A 24,531-nucleotide genomic window follows, 5' to 3' on the forward strand; every position below is an offset into this window, starting at 1 on the left:
CGTGGGACCATCGATGGCAGCGGCTGTCGGAACAAGATTAGCCTAGCGGGGCCAAGGCTTGCGCCAGCGCTGCCGTGATGCGCCCAACGGTTCAGATGGTAGGCAACGAGCAGGCCCGACACTCGGCAATGACGTGGTGCTCGCACCCGTCATCCTTCAGCCGAAGCTTGGCTTCGGCAAGCCGTTCGCCGTCCAGGCTCAGGCTCAGTTCGCTGCCGTTGCCGTTGCGTACCTCGATGCGGTAATGGGTGCTGCCAAAGCGGTAATGCAGGACATAACCCGGCCAGCCTGCCGGCAACAGCGGCTGCAGGCGCAGGGTGTCGCCACTGCGTTGCAGGCCCAGCAGGCTTTCGACGATCAAGCGGTACATCCAGCCGGCGGAGCCGGTGTACCAGCTCCAGCCACCCCGCCCGGCGTGGGGGGCAACCGCATAAACGTCGGCGGCCATCACATAGGGTTCGACCTTGTAAGTATCGATCAACGCGTCGCAGCCCTGGCGCACCGGGTTGATCAGGCGCAGCAGTTCCCAGGCCTTGTCGGCATCGCCCAGGTGCGCGTAGGCCATGCTCGCCCAGATGGCCGCATGGGTGTACTGCCCGCCGTTTTCACGCACCCCTGGCAGGTACCCCTTGATGTAGCCAGGGTCCAGCTGGCCCTGGTCGAAGGGTGGGTCGAGCAGTTTGACGATGCCGATGTCACGGCGTACCAGGTGGCTGTCCAGCGCCGCCATGGCCAGGCGGGCACGTTCGGGCGAAGCGACGCCCGACAGCACCGCCCAGCTTTGCGCCAGCGAGTCGATGCGGCATTCCTGGTTGCTCGCCGAACCCAGTACCTGGCCGTCGTCGAACCAGGCGCGGCGATACCAGCCGCCGTCCCAGGCGTGCGCTTCCAGTTTTTCGGCGAGTGCGGCGGCCTGGGTGGTGCAGCGCAACGCAAAGGCGCTGTCGCCCTGGCGCAAGGCGACGCAGCCGAATGCCCGCAGCACCTCATGGCCAAAGAAGCCCAGCCACACGCTTTCGCCTTGCCCTTGTTCGCCGACCCTGTTCATGCCGTCGTTCCAGTCGCCGCTGCCCATCAATGGCAGGCCGTGAGCCCCGTATTGCAAGGCGTGGCCGAGGGCGCGCTGACAGTGCTGGTACAGGCTCTCGACCAGGGCCGAGTGGCCAGGCAGGTCGTAGTAGGACTCTTCCCCGGCGTTTAGCGCGCGGCCTTCCAGATAGCCGACTGGCTCGTCCAGCACGGCGTAATCCCCGGTGGCCTCTACGTAGCGGCTGGCGGCCAGCGGCAGCCACAGCAGGTCATCGGAGCAGCGGGTACGCACCCCGCGCTGCAACGGTGGGTGCCACCAGTGCTGCACGTCGCCTTCGGCATACTGATGCGCAGCGCAGGCCAGCAGGTGTTGGCGCGCCGACGCCGGCGCGGCATGGACCATGGCCATGCTGTCCTGCAGCTGGTCGCGAAAACCGATGGCACCGCCAGACTGGTAAAAGCCGCTGCGCGCCCAGAACCGGCAGGCGATCACCTGATACATCAACCAGCCGTTGGCCAGCACATCCAGTGCAGGTTCCGGCGTCTCGATCTGCACGGTGTCGAGGGTCCGCCGCCAGTAGGCGCTGACCTTGTCGAACTCGTCCATGGCGGCCTGCAACCCCCGGTATTGCTGGACGCAGCGGGTAGCGGCGCGGGCGTCCCGGGCGGCGCCCAGGCGGAACACCACCTCCCGGCTTTCGCCGGGCTCCAGCTGCAGCGCCACCTGCAATGCCGCGCAGGGATCCAGACCGCCGCCGGTACGCCCCGACAGCCGTGACTGACGCATGCCCAAAGGCGCCTGGCAATCGCCGTTGCGCCCCAGGAATTCGCCGCGATCACAGGTCAGGCCCTGTATCGGCAGGTCGCAATCGAGAAACGCCACGTGCGTGGAAAATTCCACTGAGTAGCTGTTGCGGGCAAACAGCGCGCCGCTGAAAGGGTCGGGCTCACTGACAACGTGCATGGCGGTTTTGCTCGGCAGGTCGCCCAGCACCCACTCGACGAAGCAGGTCACCGACAAACGGCGTACCCGTGCCGATGTGTTGTGCAGTTTGAGCCGGCTGAACTTGACCGGCGCATCCTGCGCCACATGCACCCACAGCTCGCTGCGCAGGTCTTGCTCGACATGCTCGAACACGCTGTAGCCAAAGCCGTGGCGGGTGCAGTAACGGCCAGGGCCTGGGCAGGGCTGCGGCGTCGGTGACCAGTACTCGCCGGTGTCCTCGTCGCGCAGGTAGAGGGTTTCGCCACTGGCGTCGGTAACCGGGTCGTTGTGCCAGGGCGTCAAGCGGTACTCGTGGGCGTTCTCGTACCAGGTGTAAGCGCTGCCGGCCTCGGAGACCACGCTGCCGAACTGCGGGTTGGCCAGGATGTTGACCCATGGCGCTGGTGGCGGTGAGCCGGGTAGCAGCGCAATGACGTACTCGCGGCCGTCGGTGCTGAACCCGCCATAACGGTTGCCCAGCCTCACCGTGGGTTGCTCGGTGGGCGAATAGCTGGCAGATGCCGGCCGGCGGCTGACAGGGTGGGCCGCAACAGCCGCCGGGACCTTTGGCTGCCGGCGCAGGTGCAGTTGCTCTTCCAGCGTGCCGAGATTGTCGTTGAGCACCAGCCGGGCTACCGACAAAGTCAGCAGCCGGTCTTCGGCAGACAGTTGCTGCGCAGGCCTTACGTAAATGCCGCCGGGGCGGTCGAGCAGGGCCGCTTCACTGCCGGAGGTGACGATCCCCATGATCAGGTCCTGCAGTTGCTGGCGGTAACCGGCCTGGTCTTCGTTCCAGATCAGCAGGTCGAGCGCGAGCCCTTTCTGGCGCCAGTAGGCATGGGCCAGCACTATCTGCTTGACCAGATGAATGTTGGCCGGGTCGCCGATCTGTACCAGCACGATCGGCAGGTCGCCCGACACCCCCTGGCCCCACAGGCCGGACTGGTTGCGCCGGTTGCTGGCCAGCAACGCTGCGTTGGGCCGCAGGCTGGCGTTGGGGTACAGCACCGAGGCGGCCATCTGTTCGAACAGCCGGGCGTCGGCCAGCGAACCGTTGAGCTGGTGCAACAAAACCTGGCTGTGCGGCCAGGCGAGGTCGAACACCCGATCGGCCAAGTGCCGGTCGCGGTACTTGGCGACTTGCTGCAGGCAGGCGTCGCGGCTGTCGGCGACGCCTGTGACCAGGTCAACCGTGGTCGCATGGCCGGGCATCAGGGTGATGCGGCAGCGGATGGCCACGATCGGGTCCAGTACCGCCCCCGCGCTATCGGACAACACCTCATTGTCTGGGTCCATGGCCGCCGGCCGCGCCAGGGTGCGCCCTCGGCCGATAAAGCGGGCCCGATCGGTTTCGTAGGACAGCGCCTCGATGTCCGCTCCGTGCACCGCGAGCACATGGCACATCCATGGTACGGCGTCCTGCTGCGAGCGCGGCCGTCGCGTGCAGAGGATGGCTTGCAGCGGGCGGATCAGTTCGGTCTGGATGAACAGCTTGCTGAAAGCCGGGTGCAGGGCATCGCTCAAGGCCGGTGCCAGCACCACTTCGGCGTAGCTGGTCAGCTCCAGGGTGCGGGGCAGGTCGCCATGGTTGGTCAGGTGCAGGCGTCGCAGTTCGATGTCGTCTTCGGGCGAAACGGCAATTTCGGTATGGCAGTCGAAGTCGCGTTCGCGCACGCGGAACTCCGCGCGGCCGTCGCTGAAGATCGCCTCCTGGAGCTTTGTGCGGTGCCGTGTCGGCTGGTAGGAGGTGGACCAGTAGGCGCCGCTGGCGACATCGCGCAGGTAGCAGAAGCTGCCCAGGTCGTCGCGGCTGGCGTCTTCGCGCCAGCGGGTCACCGCCAGCGTGTTGCGCTGGCTGTAGCCACTGCCCACGTGGTTGACCATGACGTGATAGCGGCCGTTGGACAGCAGTTGTACGGCCGGTTGCGCCCGGTTCGGCTCTTTGAACACCCGCAGCTGTGCCTCGGGGTCGCGCTCGGCGGTGTCCTCGGCCGGGGCCTGGAGGGTATGCAGGTAGGGCGCAGCGGTTTTCGGCACGCGCTCCTGCAACAGCAGCATGCTGGCCTGGAACTGCGGGTCGGAGGCGAAGCGCCGTTGCATGGGCTTGTTCAGCAGCAAAGCGGTCAGGGCCAGGAAACTCATGCCCTGATGGTGGGCCATGAACGAGCGGACCACGACGGCGTCTTGCCCGGGGGGCAGGCGTGCCTCGCTGTAGTCCACGGCCTCGTAGAGCCCGAAGCGCCCAGCCATGCCAAGCGTGGCCAGCCGTTGCAGGTTGCGGCAGGCGGCAGCGGGTGCCACCATCAGGGCCAGTGCGCTGGCATAGGGCGCCACCACGCGCTCTTCACCCAGGCCACGCTTGAGGCCCAGCCCCGGGACGCCGAACGCCCGGTACTGGTAGTTGAAATGTGCGTCCAGCGCATTGTAGGCCGATTCCGAGACTCCCCAGGGCAGGCCCGACAGCTTGCCGTGTTCGATCTGCCGTTTGACGGCGGCGTGGCAGGTCTGGTCGAGTAGGGTGCCCTCATAGTTCGGCATCACCAGCAGCGGCATCAAGTACTCGAACATCGAGCCGGACCAGGACAGCAACACAGGCACGCCCGCATTGCTGGTGAGCAGCCGGCCCAGGGCGAACCAGCTGTCCTGTGGCACCTGGCCCTGGGCGATGACGACGAAGTTGGTCAGGCGCATCTCGGACGCGAGCAGGTCATAGAACGCGGCGTCCAGGCGGTGTTCGTCGGCGTTGTAGCCGATGGCGAACAGGTCGCGGTGGTTGTCGTACAGGAAGGTGAAGTCCATGCTGGCCAACGCTTCAATGCGGCTGGCCAGGGCGTGTGCCTGGGCGATGCGCTGGCGGGCAACTGCCCTGACGTTGGCCACCGCCAGGCGCTCGGGGGGCGGCCACTGGTCTGCGTCGAGCTGTGCCAGCTGGCGCCAGGTCAGCGGAGCGTGGGGGGCCTGATCGTTACCGGGGGGCAATTGCAGCTGCTGCAGTTCGCGGCTCAGGTCCAGGCATTGCTCATTCAGGGCATTCAGCCAGAAAGTACAATCGTCAGCAGCTTCTGTGCCAGGCGCCAAGGCAGCCCGTTGCGTGATCAGCGGCTGCAACTGTTCGACCAGCACCGGCAACAGCGTGGCGTATCCGTCGCCCACTTGGCCATGGGCGAGCCGCACCTGCTCGCGCAGGGCCGTGATCGGCTGGGTGTCCGCACTTGTGCGGGCATAGGCGTCCAGCAACGTGTCGAGGGTGTCGAGCAAACCCTGGGTCAAGCGCCGGTCGAGCTGGGGCGTGTCGGCCATTTCCAGCAGGCCGGGCCTGAGTGTCAACAGCAGGGCGGCGAGGTTGCCGCTGTCCACGCTCGAGATATACAGCGGTGACAGCGGCTTGAGCGCCTGGGTGTCGTACCAGTTGTAGAAGTGCCCTTTGAAGCGCTCCAGGCGGGCCATGCTGTCGAGCATGCAGGCCAGGCGTTCGAACAGGCGGCCCGCACTGAGGTAGCCAAAGTCATGGGCCGCCAGGTGCGAGAGCAGGGCCATGCCCATGTTGGTCGGTGAGGTGCGGTGAGCGATGTTGGCGAAGGGCGGCGCCTGGATGTTGTCGGGTGGCAGCCAGTTGTCGGCAGGGCCGACGTAGCTGTCGAAGAAGGCCCAGTTGGCGCGGGCGAGTCGATGCAGGAAGACCAGGTCGTGGGTGCCCGGCGTGAGGGCGGCCCGGTCACTTGGGCGGCTGAGCCACCAGGCCAGCGCCGGGCCGAGCAGCCACAGGACAAGCACCGGCGAGGCAATCAGCAGTACCGTCGGCTGCATCGCCAAGGCACCGGTCAGCACAAACACCAGGGCCGGTTGCCCCCATTGCTGGCGATACACCGCCTGCAGGGTATCTGCGCTGCAGCGTTCGTCCTCGCGTGAGGGGTTCCATTGCAGCAGGCGTTGTTTGCTGACGCCCAGCCGCCACAAGGTGCGAAGGATGGCATCCAGGCTGTAGCAGGTCTCGAAGGGTAACCAGGCCAGTGAAAGGCCGGCGCGCAAGAAACAGGTGCCCGAGGTGTGCAACGCTGCCAGCAGGTGTTCTGACACAGGTACATCAGTGGCCTTGCCCAGCAGTTCGAGCAGAGAGTCCAGCATTGGGCGCGTCAGCAGCAAGGCCAGCAGGGCCAGCGTCCAGGCGAGCGGTGTGGCACTGGCCAGCCAACCCCACAGCAGCAGGGTCAGCAGCGCCGCCGGCTCCAGGCTGCGGCGCAGGTTGTCGAAAATCTTCCAGCGCGACAAAGCGCTGAGCGGGCTTAGCGCCAGGCCATGGGTGCCGGTGTGCAGCCAGGGCACCAGCCACGGCAGCAGTTGCCAGTCGCCGCGTATCCAGCGGTGTCGGCGTTTGCTGTCGGCGCTGTAGCGGGCCGGGTAGGTTTCGAACAGTTGCACATCGCTGAGCAGGCCCGAATGCGCATAGCAGCCTTCGATCAGGTCATGGCTGAGTACCCGGTTGTCGGCAAAACGGCCCTCCAGTGACTGCTCGAAAGCATCCACCGCATAAATGCCTTTGCCAATGAAAGAGCCACTGAGAAACAGGTCCTGATAAACGTCCGAAACGGCCTGCGTGTAGGGGTCGACACCGGCGTCACTGCCAAACAGGCGCGCATAGCGCGAGCGCGACACGCTGGGCAGGCTGATGCCCACCCGCGGTTGCAGAATCGCGTAGCCAGCGTCGAGGCGACCTGTGTGTGTGTCGAAGCGAGCGCGGTTGAGCGGGTGCTGCATGGCGCCGATGAATTGCCGGGCGGCACCGCGAGGCAATTGGGTGTCGGTGTCCAAGGTGATGACATAGCGCACGTGGCCGAGTGCTTGCAGGTCGCCGACGATCCGCATGAAGCACGCGTGGCCGTGCCCGCGCAACACTGCATTGAGCTCGGCAAGCTTGCCGCGCTTGCGCTCGCGGCCCATCCAGCAGCGCTCGGCGGCGTTCCATACGCGAGGCCGGTGAAACAGCAAAAAGCGCGCACCGCCCGTGCTGGGGTACTTGTGGTTGAGGGCACGGATACCTTCGCTGGCCAGGTCGAGCAGTGCCTGGTCTTCGGGCTGGTTTTGCTCACGGGCATCCATAAGTCGCTGAGCAGGGCAAAGTGCAGGTGCTCGTCACGGTTGGCCAGAAAGCGTACTTCCAGCCCTTCGACCAGCTCTTCGACATCGCCGGCATTGGCCAGCAGGGTGGGCACCACCACCAGCGTGAGGGCGTCTGCGGGAATACCACCGGTGTAGTCCAGCCGTGGCAGGAAGGAGGGTTTGACGGTCAGTGTCACCAGCCAGTTCACCAGGCCGATGGCCAGACGGCTGGTGCTCAGCAGAACCGGCAGGGCCATGGCGGCCAGCACCGCCAAAGGCCAGCCCTCCTGGCCAATGGCGCGCATGAAGCCCCACGCCAGCAGGCAGGACAGCAGCGTCACTGGTACCAGGTAGAATGCCAGCGGCGCCCGGTGCAGCAGGCGTTGCCAGCGCTCGGCCAGCGGCACCCGTACGGCCAGGCGCTGCTCCAGCAACGGCAGGCCGCCCCCCACCAGGTAGAAACCCACATGCTCAGCCGGTTCACCCGGCGCGGCACCTGCTGCCTGGGCCAGCTCGATGGCCGTGCGCGCCACCGCGACTTCGCTGAATGCGCTATGGCGCGCCAGGCGCTCGACGCTGTGCCGGTAGTGGTCACGGCTGGTGAAGTCCATGGCGGGGTAAATGGCCGCAGGGTCGCGGTGCAGCGCCTGTTCGACATGGCTCAGGTGTTCGACGAACGCCTTCCAGTCGATGGTCGACAGCAGGCGCAGGCTGCCAATGCTGTTGCTGATGGACACCTGGTCAATGGCCTGCTGCTGGGCATCGAGCTGGACATGGCCCTCGATGCTGCGCGCCGACTCGCTGAGCATCTGTTCCACCCACAGCAGCGGCTGGGTCAGCGAAGCGCTGTGGCCCTGCAGCCGCCTGGCCAGCTCGGCGACGAAGGCGGCGGTCATCGGCGGTTGCGACCGGGCCATGTCGGCGACCACCAGCACCACGCTCTTGGCGTCGCGCTCGGCGGTTTCGCCAAGCCGGTCGGCCCAGACATTGGCCAGGTCGCGGTCAGCCCAGTTGGCCATGACCCGCGCCGCTACACGGCGCAGGTTTTCTATCAGGGCCAGGCGCAGCATGATCGGGATGGCCCAGAGCTCACCCAGGGTCAGGGTGCAGGCCTGCTGATAAGCCTCGACGAAACGGCTGAAGCTCTCAGCGTCGATCCGCCCGTCACCGTGGGAAATGGTCTCCAGGGCAATGTCGTAGACACGCGGCAGGCCGGTGGAGGCGCCGTTGTCCAGCTGCGGCAGCTGCAGGCTGTAGTTGGCCGGCAGGTCGTGCTTGGCAATGCGGATATGGGTTTCGACCAGGTAAAAGTTGTCGAGCAGCCACTGCGCGGCAGGTAACGCCGGGCGGGAGCCGGGCAGGGCGGCGGTGAGGGCGGTGCAACTGGCAGAGAGCATGCGCTCGTTGTCGGCCAGGCGGTCAAGCAGGGCGTCGTTGGCCGGCCGCTGGCTCAAGCGGTGCTGATGGGCCAGCCGCAGACCGTGCTCGGCCATCTGGTCGGCGTTGTACAGCTCCGAGCGCAGCAGGCTTTCATAGGTGAAGGTATGCCGGGGCGAACGCCAGCGCCCCGCATGGGCATACAGGCGCCGAAGGTAGCTGCGTGCGAGAAGCCAAGGATTGTCCATGGTATGCCGGGTTGCCGATCTGGCCTTTCAGCATTCAGTCTGCGGTGATCGCCCGGGCAGCGTCTGTACGGTAGCGAACAGACCCGCCTTGGCTCTGCGCACGGGCTGTATCGCCGATGTCCAACGCGCCGCTGCGGCACACCATGGAGAGGCTGGACGAATTGTGGTCGTTACATCACTTCCCGCTAGTCACTCGGGTCCACAGCCGGGTACTCGAGCGCATCCCTGCCGGCGACAAGGTCTTGATCGGGAACAGCGTATCGAGTACCGATTCAGGCGGGTACACCGCAGGGTTGTTGCGCAGTTCAGGCGTGATGTACTCCAGCGCCGCCGCATTGCCGTTGGGGTATTTCACCGTATTGCTGATACTGGCGATCACCTTCGGCTCCAGCAGGTAGTTCAGGTACGCATACCCATTCTCCCGATGCGGTGCGCCCTTGGGCATTACCACCATGTCCACCGCCACGGTCGAGCCCTCGTGCGGAATGCTGTAACCCACGTTCACCCCGTTGCCTGCCTGCTGCGCGCTGCCCATGGCCTGCAGCACATCGCCGCTGAAGCCGATCGCTACGCAGATGTTGCCATTGGCCAGGTCGCTGACGTACTTGGACTGGTGGAAATAGCTGATGTAGGGCCGTACCGCCAGCAGTGCCGCTTCGGCCTTTTTCAGGTCCTCTGGCTTTTCGCTGTGCGGGTCCAGGCCCAGGGTCCTGAGCGTGATCGAGATGATCTGCGTCGGGTTGTCGAGGAACGCCACGCCGCACTGGCTCAGCTTCTGGATGTTCTCCGGCTTGAACAGCAGGCTCCAGGATTGCGTCACCTCGGTGCTGCCGAAGATGGCCTTGATCTTGTCGGCGTTGTAGCCGATGCCGGTGGTAACCCACATATACGGGATCGCATAGCGGTTGCCCGGGTCGCTTGCCTCCAGGATCTTCATCAGCTTCGGGTCGAGGTTGTGCCAGCCAGGCAGCTTGCTGCGGTCCAGCTCCTCGATGGCACCCGCCTTGATCAGCCGCGGCAGGAAGTGGTTGGACGGGCTCACCAGGTCGTAGCCACTGTTGCCGGTCATCAGCTTGGCTTCGGTGGTTTCGTTGCTATCGATCAGGTCGTAGGTGGTCTGGACGCCCGTGCGCCGGGTGAACTCGGCCAGGGTGTCGTCGGCGATGTAGCCGCTCCAGTTGGCAATGTTGACCCGCTCTTCGGCCTGCACTGCCGCGGCCAGCAATGCTGAGGACAACAGGGCCACGCAAGTGTGCTTGATCATGGGATAGCTCTCTTGTTCTTGTTTGCGAGGTAGTTTGAATGTCAGCGTTCCAGCCGCGCGCGCCGTACTTCCCAGGCCATGCGCACCTTGGCGCCCAGGTCGAAGAACGGGCGGGGCGGCAGGTAGCCAGGGCTGGCCTGGGCCAGTACGTCGACGAGCAACGGCGAGTCGATGCCGAGTGCCATTTCGACCAGCAGGCGGCCCCACAGGGTGCCGCGGGCAACGCCGGACCCATTGCAGCCGGCCACGGCATGCAGGCCGTCGGCGATCCGGGCGAAATACGGCTCGCCTGTGCGGGTGCCGCTGAGGTGGCCGGTCCAGGTGTATTGCAGATCTTGTGCGGTGATGCCGGGGAAGCGCTTCTGCAAACCCTGCAGGTGTGCACCTTGGCGCACCACCAGGCCACGGCGGTCGATGTCGTGCTGACGGTATTCCACGGTGTTGCGAATCAGCAGGCGGCGCCCCGGCAGCAAGCGCAGGGTGCAGCCGCCCGGCAAGGTAGACAGCACGCCCCAGCCCTGTTCGTTGAGCAGCTGCTGCCAGTGCGCCCCGGTCAACGGGCGGGTGATGCTTGCGCTCAGCTCCAGCGGGAAAGTGCCGCTGCGGTTGAGACCGACCCTGGGCAGGAACGCACCGACACAGGCCAGTACCTGCCGGGCCTCGACCTCGCCAGCCTCGGTGCGGACAGTCCAGCCCTTGCCAGGGCGACGGCGCAAGTCGGTCACAGCGCTTTGCTCGAACATTTCCACCTGTTCTGGCAGGCCGTCGGCCAGCCCTTTGACGTAGCGCGCCGGCTGCATCAGGCCGTTGCCGCCCGCACAATGGATCGCGCGTGAATAGAACGCGGTACCGAGGCGCCGTTGCAGCGCTTCTCCCTCGTGGTAGCTTGCTTGGGCACCCACGGCACGCAGGGTTTCCAGTGCCTTCTCGGCCTGCTGCAAATGGGCAGGCTCGTGTACCGCGAAGTGGTAGCCGTGGTCGCTGAGCTCGCAGTCGATAGCCAGCGCCTGGATTTGCTGGCGCACTTCATTACCCGCTGCGACACCGATGCGCGATGCGACTTGGTAGCCGGAAAAGCCAGGTGTACCGATCAGTTCGCCAGCACCTGGCAGCTCGTGGCTGACCACAAACCCAGAGTTGCGTGCCGAAGCGCCCTGGGCGACCCGCTGGCGCTCCAGCAGTACGATCCGCTGCGACGGAAAACGGCGGGCCAGGGCATGGGCTGCGGACAGGCCGGTTATGCCACCGCCGATGATCAGCCAATCGGCCTTATGAATGCCTTGCAGGCTCGGCCGCTGCGGCAATTCACCGGCCAGCGCAATCCAGCCACAGTGGTTGTTCATTGCGTGTCACTCCTTCAGTATCGATGCACAGGCGTTATTGGCTATTGCCCGCGAAAGCGCGTCTTGGCTCCAATTTACGAGGGCCAAAGCGCGATTTCTAACGCTAATAATTCATTCATCCATTCGGAATTTGCATGGATAAAAACCTTCGTGTGCCATCGTTCCAGGCGTTGCAGGCCCTGGTCCGGGTAGCCGACACCAGCAACTTCACCGAGGCTGCACGCCAGTTGCACCTGACCCAGAGCGCCATCAGCCGGCAGATCCAGCAACTTGAGGAGCATTTCCACACAACGTTGTTCGACCGCACCAGCCGCAAGGTCGCGCTGACCGCCCATGGGCATGAGGTGTACGGGGTGGCAAAGGGCATGCTGCAAACCCTGCGCACGCTGGAGGAAAAGCTGGCGCCGACGCCACTGGACCGCCCATTTCGCGTGCGCATGTTCGTGTCGCTGGCGGTACGCTGGCTGCTGCCGCGGCTGACCTCGTTCTATGCGCTCAACCCAGGCCTGACGTTGTCGATTGAAACGGTCGGCGGCGACCTGGTAGACACCGGCGGCGACTGCGACGCGTATGTGCTTTACCTACCAGGCGGCCTGGACGAACGCCCGTTGACGCCGCTGTTCGACGAGTACCTCATCCCGGTCTGTGCGCCCGTGCTGGGCGACGGCCGCGCCCCGCCCAAGTGCGCGGCGGAGCTTGTCGACCATGCGCTGATCCACGGCTCCACTTCGCGCTACGAATGGAACCTGTGGCTCAAGGCCCAGCAGGCCCCGGCCGAGCACAAGTACCAAGAGCTGTTGTTCAATCTGGACGACCTGGCGCTGGACGCGGCAGCCCGCGGCATGGGCATCGCCATGACTGACCGAATGCTGGCCCACGATGCCTTGGTGCGCGGCGACCTGGTGGTGCCCTTCGGCGAGGCGCTGAAGACTGGCGGGGTGTATGCCCTGTGGCTAAGGGACAGCGGCGTTGCCCACCCCGCGTGCCAAGCCGTGCTGAAGTGGTTCGAGCAGCAGGTGGAACAGACGGTTTTGCAAGAACACCGGCCCCGGCCTGTAAACCTGGATTGATCGACACGCCCCGGTTTTGCAGGGTCGGTCAAGCGACCCTTGCCATGGTCTGCTTGCCTTCAGCAATCAAAATGTCTTCGAAAAACGCCCCGATCGGTTCGGTGGGGTGGCACAACTGTATTTCCAGTACCCACACCACCTCGCTCGGGACGATTTCCACCTCGGCCAGCTTGTCCTGGCCATACAGCACATGCGGGAAGTCGGCGACGCGATGCCCGGCCAGGTTGCGTTCCAGCTGCCAGCCCTTGGCCTGGGCACTGCGTTCGGCGAAGTCATACAGCTCGCGTCCGGTCAAACCATGGCCCCAGGCCTCGCGCGTTTCGTCGAACACCTCGTGCAGTGCCTTGACGCAGGCGTGGTGCAGGTCGTGCTGGCCAAACACGAAGGTGTCGCCATAGTCGCCTTCGTAACCATCCCATACCGGGCCGACGTCGACGACGACAATGTCTGTAGTACGTAATACACGATGCAGGTCGATGCCTTGCCGCGGTGTACGCACGGTGTCGTCGCCGAAGCGGATATAGGTGGGGTGCCAGGTGTGGGACGCGCCCATTGCCTGCAAGGTTTGCGCCGCCATCTCCAGTGCCTGGGCGGTGGTCATGCCGACGCGCAGTTGGCTGGCGATCGCGGCCACGGACCGCACTGACTGCTCGCGGGCAGCGAGCATGCCATCCAGCGAGTAGCGTGGGCCGACCTTTTCCAGCTCTGGGTGCAGGGTGTTGGCGGTTGCAGCCTGGGGTGCCAGTGCGCCGCTGGCGACAAAGGCTTCCGCGACAAACCGGTGGGGTGGCACGCCTGCGGCGAGGCATTGCTCGCGAGCCTGGCTGATCATCGTGGCATTGCCGCAGGCGTAGACCTGGGTGTCGGCCCACCGATGCGCCTGGCCCAGGGCCACCTGCTGCACGCGTGCCTCAGCCGAGAGCACCGGGTGCCAGCGAAAGTGGGGGTATTCAAGGCTGGCCTGTTCGAGAAACGCGCGGTCATAGAAGTCCGCCGTCGATGATCCACCCCAGTACAGCGTGACCTCGACAGCGTGGGCCAGGGCCGTCAGCAGTAATGGCTTGATACCGGCGTAACCTGTGCCGGTGGCGAACAGCACCAGCGGGCGTTGCCCTTCGTGCTGCCAGGTACAGGCGCCGACCGGCCCTTCAAGCTTAAGGACGGCACCGGCTTGCAGGGTGGGCAGCAGGCCTTCGGTGAACACGCCGCCGCTGACCTTACGGATGTGAAACACCAGTTGCCCCTGGTCCTGAGCGGGCAGGTTGGCGACGGAGAAACAGCGGCTGTCACCGTTGTCGAGCCGGAACCTTACGTATTGGCCAGCCCGCACTTCCAGTGGTTGAGCAGGGTGCAGCACCAGTTCGACGATATCTGCACTCAGTTCGCGCTTGCTGTGAACCTGCGCGTGGAACGCCAGCGAAGGGGCGTCCAGGGACCAGCCGGGGATCTCCAGGCGCATGTCGCTGCAAGCGTGGCTCTGGCACAGCAGCATCTCGTCGGCGGCCAGGGGGTAGCAGGGCGCGGGGGTGTCCGCATCTCGCTGCTTGTCCTGATACTGCCCCGACACTACCTTGACCTTGCAGGACCCGCAGGCGCCGCGGCGGCAGGAGAACGGTACCGGCAGGCCGCTGGCGAGCATGGCGTCGAGCAGCAGCTCGTGGCTGGCTTCGAAGGTTTTGCCCGAGGGCGACAATTCGATGACGTGGCGGTTTTGCATGAACACCTCGGGGCAATTGAAGGTTCGATTGTTGCTATAGTCCAGGACCAGCAGAACCTCCAGTTTTGGATAATTCACATGGTCCAGCTTCGCAAATGGCAGCCACTGCTCAGGCTCGATGGGGCACAGGCTTCGTACCGGCAGATCGTCGAGGGCCTGGTGGCCGCGATCAGCGAGGGCCGCCTGCGCCCTGGCACGCCGTTGCCGGGCACGCGGGAGATGGCGCAACTGCTGAACGTCAACCGCAAGACGGTGATCCTTGCCTATGAGGAAGCCGAAACCAAAGGCTGGCTGCAGAGCGTGCAGCGCCGGGGCACCTTCGTCAGCCAGCAGCTGGCGACTGGCACAATCACGGCGCCCGCCGCCTCGCGCTCCTTCGCCTTGGCGCTGCCAGAGGAGCCCGCCGTTGCCTATTTCGAAGCAAACGAACGGGCTGCAGCGCAGCAGGGGCGGCCAGAGGCCTTGTTCTTCGACAATGGTGCCTGTGACCATCGCCTGCTGCCCCAGGCTGTTCTGCATCGCTATTACCGCAATGCCCTGCGCAACAGCTTTGCCAGCAACAGCGTGCGCCACGGCAGTGATTGCAGCAGCCTGTACCTGCGCGCCGCCTTGGCCGACATGCTCAGGCACAACCGCAGCCTGAACGTTGGCGCCGAGCATATCTGCCTGACCCAGGGTGTGCAGATGTCGCTGACCCTGTTGGCCAGCGTGTTGCTCAAACCGGGGGATGCGGTGCTGGTCGAGCGCCTGAGTTATCCGCCGGCGTGGGAGATTTTCCGCCAGTTGGGGGCCCGACTGGTGACCGTGGACCTGGACCATGAGGGGTGCCGGGTGGACCAGATCGATGCCCTGTGCCGGCAGCACAGGGTGCGGATGATGTATTTGACGCCCCATCACCAGTTTCCGACCACGGTCAGCTTGCCAGCCGGGCGCCGGCAGCAGTTGCTGGAGCTGGCGCGGCTGCACGATTTCTGCGTGGTCGAGGAAGACTACGACTACGAATACCACTTTTCCGGGCGGCCCTATCTGCCTTTGGCCAGCGATCGCCAGCAGCGGCATGTGATTTACATCGGCACACTGTCCAAGCCCTTGGGCAGCACGTTCCGTTGCAGCTATATCGTCGCACCGGTGGAGGTAACAGCAGTGCTGGAGCGCAGGGCCACGCTGACCCTGGGGCAGGGCGATGCGGTGATGCAGCGGATGCTGGCGGACTTGATCAATGATGGCGAGCTGAAGAAGCACTTGCGCCGGGTCAACCGCGAATACCGTCGGCGTCGGCAGACCCTGTTGGCGTGCCTGCACGAGGCGTTTGGCGAGCAGATTACCGTGCAGGAGCCGGAAGGTGGGCTGGCGCTGTGGGTGCGGTTTGCCGACGCGATCAATGTGGACCAGTTGGTCGACAAGGCACTGGAGCTGGACCTGGTGGTGCGCAGCGGTCGCCAGTTCTCGCCGTTTGGTCATGCCGAGAATGCCTTGCGCCTGGGCTTTGCTTCGCTGGACGTGGATGAGATCCGGCAGGCCACCCAGCGCCTGGCGCAGGCAGCAGAAAGGTGATTTCACGACTGCGGTGATTCAATTGTCTGGTGCCGCCTGGACTGGCCTCATCGCCGGCAAGCCAGCTCCCACAGGAGTGATACAAGACCTGAGGTCAATGTGTTCCAGGTGGGAGCTGGCTCGCCGGCGATGGCCCGCACAGCGCCTGGCGCAGGCAGCAGAAAGGTGATTTCACGGTCACTGTGATTCAAATGTGTGGTGCCGCCTGGACTGGCCTCATCGCCGGCAAGCCAGCTCCCACAGGAGTGATACAAGACCTGAGGTCAATGCGGTCCAGGTGGGAGCTGGCTTGCCGGCGATGGGCCGCACAGCGGCCCTGGGGTTGAGCACGTTATCAACGTCGCCACACCTCGCCTTGTTCGGTCACTACCCAAGGCCTGTCAGCCGCATCCACCAGCACCCCGCCAACCCAGCGCTGCGCAGGGTTGTGATCAAGCCAGTGCGCCTTGCCTGCAAGCACCTGCTCGGCAAGCGGCGTCAGCCGCAGCGGTCGCTGCGCCCAAGTATCTCCCGGGCCTTCCAGCAGCAGCGGCTGTGGCGCATGGATCAACGGCTGCAGAAGCACATGAAACATCAGGTCACCGAGGTAAGGCAGCGGGTCATCCTGCATCATCAACTGCCCAAACACGCGGCCGGCCGGTAGCTCGCCGCGTGAAGCCAGCACGCGCAGCAGCAAGCGTTCGGTCAGGCTCAAGCCATCATGGGCCCCCGGCAGCTCCTGTAGCTGGCGCGCCAACGCCCCGCCCAGCAACGGCAAGGCCGGGTGCGGGTGGCCGGCGAGGCTTGCCCAGGCCTTTGGATTGGGTGCGGTGTAGGCCGCCCATGCCTCGCAGGCGAGGGCGAGTGCATCCTCACCCAGCGCACGACGTTGCGGCCACAACCAGGCCAGCAGGTCGGGCGCCAGTTGGCCGATGCCGATGAAACGCTCGATACCGGGCACCTGGTCAATTTCGATCAGCTCCAGCCGGCGCGGCAGGCCCGGCAGGCTGGCGAGTACCCGAATCAGGAACAGCTGGTCGTAAGCGTCAGCCTCGCACCACAGCACAATTTCGCTGTCGCGGTTAAGCCCGGCCAATGCACTACGCTGGGCGGCCTGACGCTGTTCAACGTCCTGGGTGCTTAGCTTGAACGCCTGCTGCACGTATGCGCTGCGAACCTGCCAGTACTGCTCATCGGGCAGCGCCGGTACAGGCCCCATGACCATGGGGTCGTCGAACATCTGGAAAGCGCCGGCAAACCCGGCGGTGCGCAAGCTGTGGGCGATGTCGTTGCCGCAGCGCCAGTGCTGCACGTTAGCCTCGTCATCGGCAGAAAAACCGGGGTGGCGTGCTGCGAACGCCACGGCATCGGCATGGGCCTTGAGCCTGGGCCAGCTGGCAAAGCCGGCCTCGCGGGCCACCAGCCATTGGGTATCGGCAAGCCGGTAGTCGGGGCCGGGCAGGCCAAGCGCGCGCAATTGCTCGCGGGCGTCGTCGGCTTGGTGGTTTTTCAGTTGGGTCAGCAAGCGCTTGGCGCGCTCGCGCAGGGCGGGCAGGTCGAGCAAGCCGTGGTGGCGTGAAGCATTTATGGCGGGCATGCCAACTCCTTAGGGGCTCGGTCCGCCGACAAGCCGGGAGCTGGTATGGGAATGTAGTGACGCGTGGCTCGGGCAACCCCTTCGCGCGGACCGCAGGCGCAGCCGGCGCCCAGGCCCCGACTTTAACGGCGCAGCGCAGCGGGTTGCAAACGATAGTTTTCCCATGGGCTGCCATGCCCCTTATAGTGGCGGGCTTTTCTCCGTCGAAGTCAAAGGAATGGCGACCATGCGCATACGCACCCTGCTTGCAGCAATCGGCACCAGCTTGTCACTGGGCTCGGTATTGGCCGCGCCAAGCCAGCCAGTACCTGTGGCTGGCGAACGTATTTCGGTAACGGTCGAGGGTACCGGGCCAGACGTCATCCTGATCCCCGGGCTGGCTTCATCCCGTGAGGTGTGGGCGGGGCTGGCCAGCACACTGCGCCAGCAGCATCGTCTGCATCTGGTGCAGGTTGCAGGCTTTGCCGGTTTGCCTGCCGTGCCCGCTGTGGACGGGCGCGTTGCCGCGCCGGTGGCCGAGGCGGTTGCAGGCTATATCCGCAGCCAGCGCCTTGAGGCGCCGGCCGTCATTGGCCATTCGCTGGGCGGTGAGGTGGCGCTGATGCTTGGCGCACGCCACCCCGAGCAGGTAGGGCGGCTGATGGTTGTCGATGCGCTGCCGTTTTACACGTTATTGATCGACCCCACGGCAACTGCCGAAACGGCTGCACCGCAGGCTGCGACATTCCGTGATGGGATGCTGCTGGCCCCGGCAGCGCAGGCCGAAGCCATGCAGCGCACAGCCATCGACCGGCTGGCCAAGACCACTGCGGCCAGGCCGGCACTGGTCGAAGCCGCGCTGCGCTCGGACCGCAGGGCGGTAGCCGATGCCACCTATGAACTGATGACCACCGACCTGCGCCCGGAGCTTGGCAGCATCCAGTCGCCGGTGCAGGTCGTCTATGCCTATGACCCCTTGTATGGCATACCCGCTGCCAGCGTCGATGCAACCTTCGCAAACGCCTACGCAGGGGCGCGAAACATCAGCTTCAAACGTATCGATGGCAGCTTCCACTTCGTCATGCTGGACCAACCGCAGGCCTTCGCGGAGGCGGTAGTCGGCTTCCTCGATCGCTGAAGTTGGCCTTGGCGCAAGTAAGTCGCAGCGTCTGACCGGCGGTCAGTGTGCAGCTGTTGGCAGCATGCCTGAGTGCTGGGCGCTGTGCGCGGCCTCTATCAGCTGCAGGTTGCGATTGCGCAGGGCGCGGTTTGCGCCTACACGCAGGTTGGAGCGCAACGCGAGGGTTTCTGCCTGCTCATACTGCCCTTGCTGCAGGCGAAGAACGCCCAGGTAGTGCAAGGTTGCCGGGTTGTTCGGCTGTATGTGCAGCGCTCGCTCCAGGGTGGCCGCTGCCTGGTCGAGCTGGCCGTCGGCATACTGCTGCGAAGCCGTCTCGATCAGCACGGTCGAGGCATTGTTGCTGCGTGCAGGCGCCGAGCGCTCGCCAGCCTGTGCATAGGCTGATGCCGCGACGCTGAACAACAGGAGCAAGGCTGACAGAACAGAAGTGCTGGGCATCGGCAGTAAACTCGGCAGGTCGTTGGCAAGCCCTTTGCCGATAGGGGGCGAGGGGATGCTATCGACCGTTGGCAAGGGTTGAAGTTCCCCCCTGAATAGCGCGATCTTCAACCCCCGGTCTCTGCCGACAACATCTGTTCGGTTACCGCCCATAACCGACTCCCTGCGCCTCAAGCCTGCGCCGGCACCTCCGATAGCAGCACACCCACCGTCGAATTTCGACCAGAAGTGGTGCCAACAAGGAGTACTGCCCGCATGCTTGCCAACCTGAAAATACGTACCGGAATGTTCTGGGTGCTGTCGCTTTTCAGCCTGACCCTGCTGTTTTCCACTGTCAGTGCCTGGTGGGCAGCAGTGGGCAGCGACCAGCAGATCACCGAGCTGGACCAGACCGCACACCAGTCCGACCGGTTGAACAATGCGTTGTTGATGGCAATTCGTTCCAGCGCCAATGTGTCCTCGGGCTTCATCGAGCAGTTGGGGGGCCATGAGGAGAGTGCAGGCAAGCGCATGGCGCTGTCGGTGGAGCTGAACGACAAGAGCCAGAAGCTGGTCGATGAATTTGTCGAAAACGCCCGCGAGCCAGCCCTGCGCATATTGGCAACCGAGCTGCAGGCTACCTTTGCCGAATACGCCAGGGCGGTGGCCGGGCAGCGGGAGGCGACCCGCCAGCGCTCGCTCGAGCAGTACTTCAAGGTCAACAGCGATGCCGGCAATGCCATGGGCCGGCTGCAAGCGCTACGCCAGCAGCTGGTTGGCGCACTGAACGAACGTGGCCAGCAGATCATGCTGGAGTCCGACCGGCGCCTGGCGCGTGCGCAATTGCTGAGCCTGGGGCTGCTGGCGGTGACCTTGCTGCTGGCTGCACTGTGCTGGGCCTTCATTGCCCAGCGTGTGCTGCACCCGCTGCGTGAAGCCGGTCGGCATTTCCAGCGCATTGCCGGTGGCGACCTGAGCGTGCCGGTGCAAGGGCAGGGCAACAACGAGATCGGCCAGCTGTTCCATGAGCTGCAGCGCATGCAGCAGAGCCAGCGCGACACCCTGGGGCAGATCAACCACTGTGCCCGGCAGCTGGACGCAGCCGCCACTGCGTTGAACGCGGTCACCGAGGAAAGCGCCAGCAACCTGCGTCAGCAGGGGCAAGAGCTGGAACAGGCAGCTACCGCTGTGACCGAAATGACCACGGCCGTGGAGGAGGTTGCGCGCAACGCCATCACCACTTCGCAGACCACCAGCGAGTCCAACCAGCTGGCCGCACAAAGCCGCCAGCAAGTCAGCGACAACATCGATGGCACCGAGGCCATGACCCGCGAGATCCAGACCAGCAGTGCGCACCTGGAGCAACTGGTGGGGCAGGTACGGGATATCGGCAAGGTACTGGAAGTGATCCGCTCGGTGTCCGAGCAAACCAACCTGCTGGCGCTCAATGCTGCCATCGAGGCGGCCCGTGCCGGTGAGGCCGGGCGGGGCTTTGCGGTGGTGGCGGATGAGGTGCGTACGCTGGCCTATCGCACGCAACAATCGACCCAGGAAATCGAACAGATGATCGGCCGCGTGCAGGCGGGCACCGAAGCGGCGGTGGCTTCGATGCAGGCCAGCACCAACCGAGCGCAGTCGACACTGGACGTGACCCTGGCCTCGGGGCAGGTGCTGGAAGGTATCTACAGTGCGATTGGCGAAATCAACGAGCGCAACCTGGTCATCGCCAGTGCGGCCGAAGAGCAAGCTCAGGTGGCGCGGGAAGTGGACCGCAACCTGCTGAACATTCGCGAGCTGTCGATCAACTCGGCGACGGGAGCGCAGCAGACCAGCGAGGCGAGCAAGGCGCTGTCGGGGCTGGTGGGGGAGATGACGGCATTGGTGGGGCGGTTCAGGGTTTGAAATGTAAACGATGTCTGCGGTTTGTACTTGGGGCAAGCCCGCTCCCGCAGTGATTGCGGCAGCTTTCAAGTTTTGTGCAAGACAGTTGCTGCCACAAGTACAGCGCCGGCCCGAAGCCGGCGCTGTACTTGTGAGAGGGGCCCGCGAAGCAGGCGCCTCGGTGCCGACAGCTCAAGCTTTTCGCAGTCGCTTTGGGCAGCTGCTCAGCCCGGCTGAGCAGCAAGGTTATTGCTGACGTTGCGCCCCAGCACCAGCACGGTGACAAAACCACAGCCCACCAACGCGGTAGCCAGGCTCAACAGCACCGCGGTGCCCATATGGTCGACCACCTGCCCGCCGAAGAACGAGCCCAGTGCAATGATCACCTGGAACATGGCCACGAACAGCGGCATGCCACGTTCAACATCCTTAGGTGCCACCACGAACATCCAGATGTTGGCGCAGGCCGGGAACGCACCGAACGCGAAGCCCCACAGCGCGATCAGCATCGCGGCGCCGGTCATGCCGGTGGCGAAGTGCGGGAACAGGGCGGTGCTGACAGCAATCATGAGCGCTACCAGCATCAGGGTATGCCGCACGCTGCGGTTGGCAGCGTAGCCCGCGAAAATGTTACCCATGAACCCGGCTACGCCATACAGCAGCAACAGCGAGCCAATCGTAGGCCCGTCAAAGCCGGCATTCTGTTTGAAGAACGGGGCAACATAGGTGTACGCGGCAAAGTGCGCCAGGCCGATCAACAGCACGGCAATCAGCCCCACCCGCGCTTGCGGGTTGATGAACAAGGCCGGCAGGTCGCTGATGCGAATGGCCTTTTCCGGCAGCAGCCGCGGCAGCAGCAATACCTGCGCCAGCAGCACGGGTATGCCTACCAGTGCGGTAACCAGGAAAGTCATGCGCCAGCCCATCAGCCCGCTCAGCCAGGTGCCCACGGGCACGCCCACTACGGTCGCCAGGGTTACGCCGGCCATGATGATCGAGTTGGCCTTGGCCACGCCCATGCCGTCTGGGGCCAGGCGGCCGCTGAGGGCGATGGCGGTCGCCCAGAAGCCACCGATACTGACACCCAGCAGCACGCGGCCGACCAACAGCAGGTTGAAGTCGACGGCGTAGGCCACGATGGTGTTGGCGATGATCATGATCAGCGTCAGGCCGATCAGCAGGTAGCGCCGGTCCATCGCGCCGACCCCCACGGAAATCAACGGCGCGGCCAGCGCGGCCATGATACCGGGCAGCGTCACCATCAGGCCGGCAAGGCCTGCACTGATGCCAAGGTCACTGGCCACATCGTTGAGTACCCCCACCGGGAGGAACTCGCTGGTGACCAGGGCGAAGGCACCCACGGCGACCGAGAGGATTGCCAGCCATTGCTGTGTGACGCTCTGTTGACTGTGTTCGGGAAGGCCGCGAGGGGCCTGGCGGTTGCTTGGCATGGGGGTCGGTTCCATGAGGGATGTCGCCTGTAGCAGGCGCAGGAGCGGAGGGATTTGCAGGCGATTATAGGGATGGCCTTGCCAGGCCGACAGGCAGGCCGCTTGATAGTAATCATCAGCGTAATCGATGAAACGCTTGGCTTAGAGCGGAAAGTGCTGCGTTGCGGGCCCACCAAGCCAAGTTTCAGGACGGGGTAACAGCCGTTTGCTTTACCGGCACGACACCGCCCAGCACCATCTGGGTGACCGTGCGGGTGGCGTGATCAAAGTCCGACTTGCCAGGTACAGCCACGCCTCTGAGCTGCGACATTTGCCAGGCCAGATTGGTGTAGGTGCGCGTTGCCGACCATATGAAAATCATCAGGTGCTCGGGGTCACAGGGCGCCAATCGGCCATCATCGATCCAGTTGCGCAGGCAGGCGACGTTGCGCCTGGCTTCCTCCTGAAGCATGTTCTTGCAAACCTCAGGTAGGCGTTTGCCGCCTGAGAGCAACTCCTGGCTGAACGCGGCGGCGCTGGAAGGGTGCTCCCGAATGATGCGAATGCGGGCCTTGATATAGGCCCGCAGGCCCACTATCGGGTCGTCGCTTTTTCGCAATGCTGCCGAAGCCCTCACCAGCGGCTCGATGAAGCTCATCAGCACCTGGACGTACAAATTCTCTTTTGTCTGGAAGTAGTAATAGATATTGGCCTTGGGCAACCCGGCGCGCGCGGCAATATCGTGCGAATGGGTAGCGGTAAAGCCGGTGACGGCAAACGCTTCGCTGGCAGCCTTCAGGATCAGTTTGTGATTCTTGCGCCGGATACCGGGGTTGCCCAAGGCGTGATGCAGTGCGCCGTGCGTGGCGTCAGCTTGAGGGTTGGCAGTGGTCGGCACATCGAGTTGGGCGTACATCACGGCATTATCTAGTCTTTCAAAGTTCGCTGTATATAAAACTATATAGCGAATTTACGTGCGATGCCCGCCTAAGGCAGCCGCGAATGCTTCAGCAGTAGGGCTTTCTTCCCAGGCCGGTATACCGGCAGGCAAAGCCAGCCAAGGTTGCTTGTGCCTGACCCAGATATGCGCAACAGGCTGCAACGCAGCGCGTTCATGCAGTGTGCCAGCCCTGAGTACCCACAGCCCGGGTGCGGCCGAGGTGGTGTTGTAGATGCGGGTGTGGCAGGTCGCGCACAGGTAGTGCCGCGATTGCTGCCCCATCTGCTCGTACTGATATTCGACCATGGGGCCGTTCAGCGTGAACGCGTCTTCTGGTAGCAGGGCGTGCAGGGCAAAGCTGCTGCCGCTCCATGCCTGGCAATGCTGGCAATGGCAGGCATACACCGCCGCCTGCAGCGTGGTTGTGGAGTGGTAGGTAACAGCGCCGCAGCGGCACTCACCGGCAAGTTGCATGGTTGTTTTCTTCCTTGTTCACGCCTGGGGCGCTTGATTGATGGAGCAGGTTCGGTAAAGGATGCGGTAGATCCTGCTTGATTGAAACTGATCAAAGCTACCTACCTGCTCATAGGAAATGTATGAACGCCCCGCAACTACAGTGGGAGACCCAGCGGGTTTTCCTCGCCGTCCTTCGAACTGGCAGCCTTTCTGCCGCCGCCCGTGCGCTGGGGATCGCCCAGGCTACGGCGCGGCGCCGGATCGACGCGTTGGAGCACAGCGTCGGTACCAGCCTGTTTGTCCGGTCGCCAGCAGGGTTGATGCCGACCGACACGGCCAGGGATCTGGTCGCCCATGCCGAGTCCATGGCGCTGGCCGCCGAAGCCTTCGCCCGCGCGGCTTCCGCCCAGGCCAGTGAGGCCGGCGGCACCGTACGGGTCACTGCCAGCCAGCTGCTGGGTGTCGAGGTGCTGCCGCCAATGCTGCGAGCGCTGCGCGAAGCGAGCCCCGGGTTGGCGTTGGAGCTTAGCGTTTCAAATCGCATGGAAGACCTGGCGTTGCAGGAGGCCGATGTAGCAGTGCGCATTCGTCGGCCCACCGAGGCGACGGTCGTTACGCGGCATGTGGGGGACCTGCGGGTGGGGCTGTACGCAACCGAAGCATTGCTTGCGAAAGGCACCCCGCGCAGTCTCGATGACCTGGGCCGCTACCCGCTGATTGGGCCAGACCGAAACCTGACAGAGCTTGCGTTTCTGGGGCAGCAGGGCCTTGCCTGCAGCCTGGCGAGCAGCGTTGTCCGCACCGACTGCCATCTGGCCCAGTTTGCAGCGCTTAGGGCGGGGCTCGGTATTGGCGTATGTGCCAATCAGTTGGCCAGGCAGCACGGGCTGGTGCAGGTGCTGCCGGGTGAAGTGGCTTTCCGCGTCGATATCTGGGTTGCCATGCACCATGATTTGCGCCGGGTAAGGCGGGTTGTGCAGGTATTCGACGGGCTGACGCGGGCACTGCAGCAGTACCTGGAGTAGCG

The 24,531-nt window shown here is 64.6% G+C and carries 13 protein-coding genes and 1 pseudogene; 5 read left to right on the forward strand and 9 right to left on the reverse strand.

What is annotated here, in order from left to right:
- Positions 1-91 precede the first annotated feature (91 nt).
- The 3 genes and pseudogenes from JOY50_RS02685 to JOY50_RS02695 form a co-directional block, all read right to left on the reverse strand.
- A pseudogene (locus JOY50_RS02685) lies at positions 92-8,736 on the reverse strand (GH36-type glycosyl hydrolase domain-containing protein).
- A 175-nt stretch (positions 8,737-8,911) separates the two neighbouring features.
- Positions 8,912-10,000 (reverse strand): polyamine ABC transporter substrate-binding protein, encoded by a 1,089-nt coding sequence (locus JOY50_RS02690; protein WP_132840036.1) that lies wholly within the window; start codon positions 9,998-10,000, stop codon positions 8,912-8,914.
- A 41-nt stretch (positions 10,001-10,041) separates the two neighbouring features.
- On the reverse strand, positions 10,042-11,343 hold the full coding sequence (locus JOY50_RS02695) for an FAD-binding oxidoreductase (protein WP_243054730.1): 1,302 nt from the start codon (positions 11,341-11,343) through the stop codon (positions 10,042-10,044).
- A gap of 134 nt (positions 11,344-11,477) precedes the next feature.
- On the opposite strand from JOY50_RS02695, the gene JOY50_RS02700 reads away from it, so the two are divergent.
- The gene (locus JOY50_RS02700; RefSeq protein ID WP_132840041.1) at positions 11,478-12,413 is read left to right on the forward strand and encodes a LysR substrate-binding domain-containing protein; all 936 of its coding nucleotides are present in this window, start codon (positions 11,478-11,480) and stop codon (positions 12,411-12,413) included.
- Between the two features lie 28 nt (positions 12,414-12,441).
- Here JOY50_RS02700 and JOY50_RS02705 read toward each other — a convergent pair whose 3' ends face one another.
- Complete coding sequence (locus tag JOY50_RS02705) at positions 12,442-14,208, reverse strand: NAD(P)H dependent flavin oxidoreductase family protein (RefSeq protein ID WP_243054731.1); 1,767 nt, start codon at positions 14,206-14,208, stop codon at positions 12,442-12,444.
- Here JOY50_RS02705 and JOY50_RS02710 point away from each other — a divergent pair, their 5' ends adjacent.
- Positions 14,209-15,684 carry a PLP-dependent aminotransferase family protein gene (locus JOY50_RS02710; RefSeq protein ID WP_243054732.1) on the forward strand — a complete coding sequence of 492 codons (1,476 nt, stop codon included), beginning with the start codon at positions 14,209-14,211 and terminating at the stop codon, positions 15,682-15,684.
- A gap of 334 nt (positions 15,685-16,018) precedes the next feature.
- Here JOY50_RS02710 and JOY50_RS02715 read toward each other — a convergent pair whose 3' ends face one another.
- Positions 16,019-17,260 (reverse strand): DUF1835 domain-containing protein, encoded by a 1,242-nt coding sequence (locus JOY50_RS02715; protein WP_243054733.1) that lies wholly within the window; start codon positions 17,258-17,260, stop codon positions 16,019-16,021.
- A 226-nt stretch (positions 17,261-17,486) separates the two neighbouring features.
- Between JOY50_RS02715 and JOY50_RS02720 the strand changes: the two genes are divergently transcribed.
- Complete coding sequence (locus JOY50_RS02720; RefSeq protein WP_243054734.1) at positions 17,487-18,377, forward strand: alpha/beta fold hydrolase; 891 nt, start codon at positions 17,487-17,489, stop codon at positions 18,375-18,377.
- 42 nt (positions 18,378-18,419) lie between these two features.
- Here the strand turns inward: JOY50_RS02720 and JOY50_RS02725 are convergent, their stop codons facing one another.
- Positions 18,420-18,818 carry a tetratricopeptide repeat protein gene (locus tag JOY50_RS02725; RefSeq protein WP_063425789.1) on the reverse strand — a complete coding sequence of 133 codons (399 nt, stop codon included), beginning with the start codon at positions 18,816-18,818 and terminating at the stop codon, positions 18,420-18,422.
- Positions 18,819-19,073: 255 nt separating this feature from the next.
- Between JOY50_RS02725 and JOY50_RS02730 the strand changes: the two genes are divergently transcribed.
- Positions 19,074-20,699 carry a methyl-accepting chemotaxis protein gene (locus tag JOY50_RS02730; RefSeq protein ID WP_138736524.1) on the forward strand — a complete coding sequence of 542 codons (1,626 nt, stop codon included), beginning with the start codon at positions 19,074-19,076 and terminating at the stop codon, positions 20,697-20,699.
- Positions 20,700-20,902: 203 nt separating this feature from the next.
- Here the strand turns inward: JOY50_RS02730 and JOY50_RS02735 are convergent, their stop codons facing one another.
- From JOY50_RS02735 to JOY50_RS02745, 3 genes are all read right to left on the reverse strand, one after another.
- Positions 20,903-22,129 carry an MFS transporter gene (locus JOY50_RS02735; protein WP_132840937.1) on the reverse strand — a complete coding sequence of 409 codons (1,227 nt, stop codon included), beginning with the start codon at positions 22,127-22,129 and terminating at the stop codon, positions 20,903-20,905.
- 184 nt (positions 22,130-22,313) lie between these two features.
- Entirely contained in the window at positions 22,314-23,024 is a 711-nt protein-coding gene (locus JOY50_RS02740; protein ID WP_138736651.1) for a TetR/AcrR family transcriptional regulator, read from the reverse strand.
- A 54-nt stretch (positions 23,025-23,078) separates the two neighbouring features.
- Complete coding sequence (locus tag JOY50_RS02745) at positions 23,079-23,522, reverse strand: GFA family protein (protein ID WP_019472135.1); 444 nt, start codon at positions 23,520-23,522, stop codon at positions 23,079-23,081.
- Positions 23,523-23,644: 122 nt separating this feature from the next.
- On the opposite strand from JOY50_RS02745, the gene JOY50_RS02750 reads away from it, so the two are divergent.
- Positions 23,645-24,529 (forward strand): LysR family transcriptional regulator, encoded by an 885-nt coding sequence (locus tag JOY50_RS02750; RefSeq protein ID WP_132840051.1) that lies wholly within the window; start codon positions 23,645-23,647, stop codon positions 24,527-24,529.
- Positions 24,530-24,531 lie beyond the last annotated feature (2 nt).

This window comes from Pseudomonas sp. BP01 (assembly GCF_022760795.1).
Taxonomy (GTDB): Bacteria; Pseudomonadota; Gammaproteobacteria; order Pseudomonadales; family Pseudomonadaceae; genus Aquipseudomonas; species Aquipseudomonas putida_Q.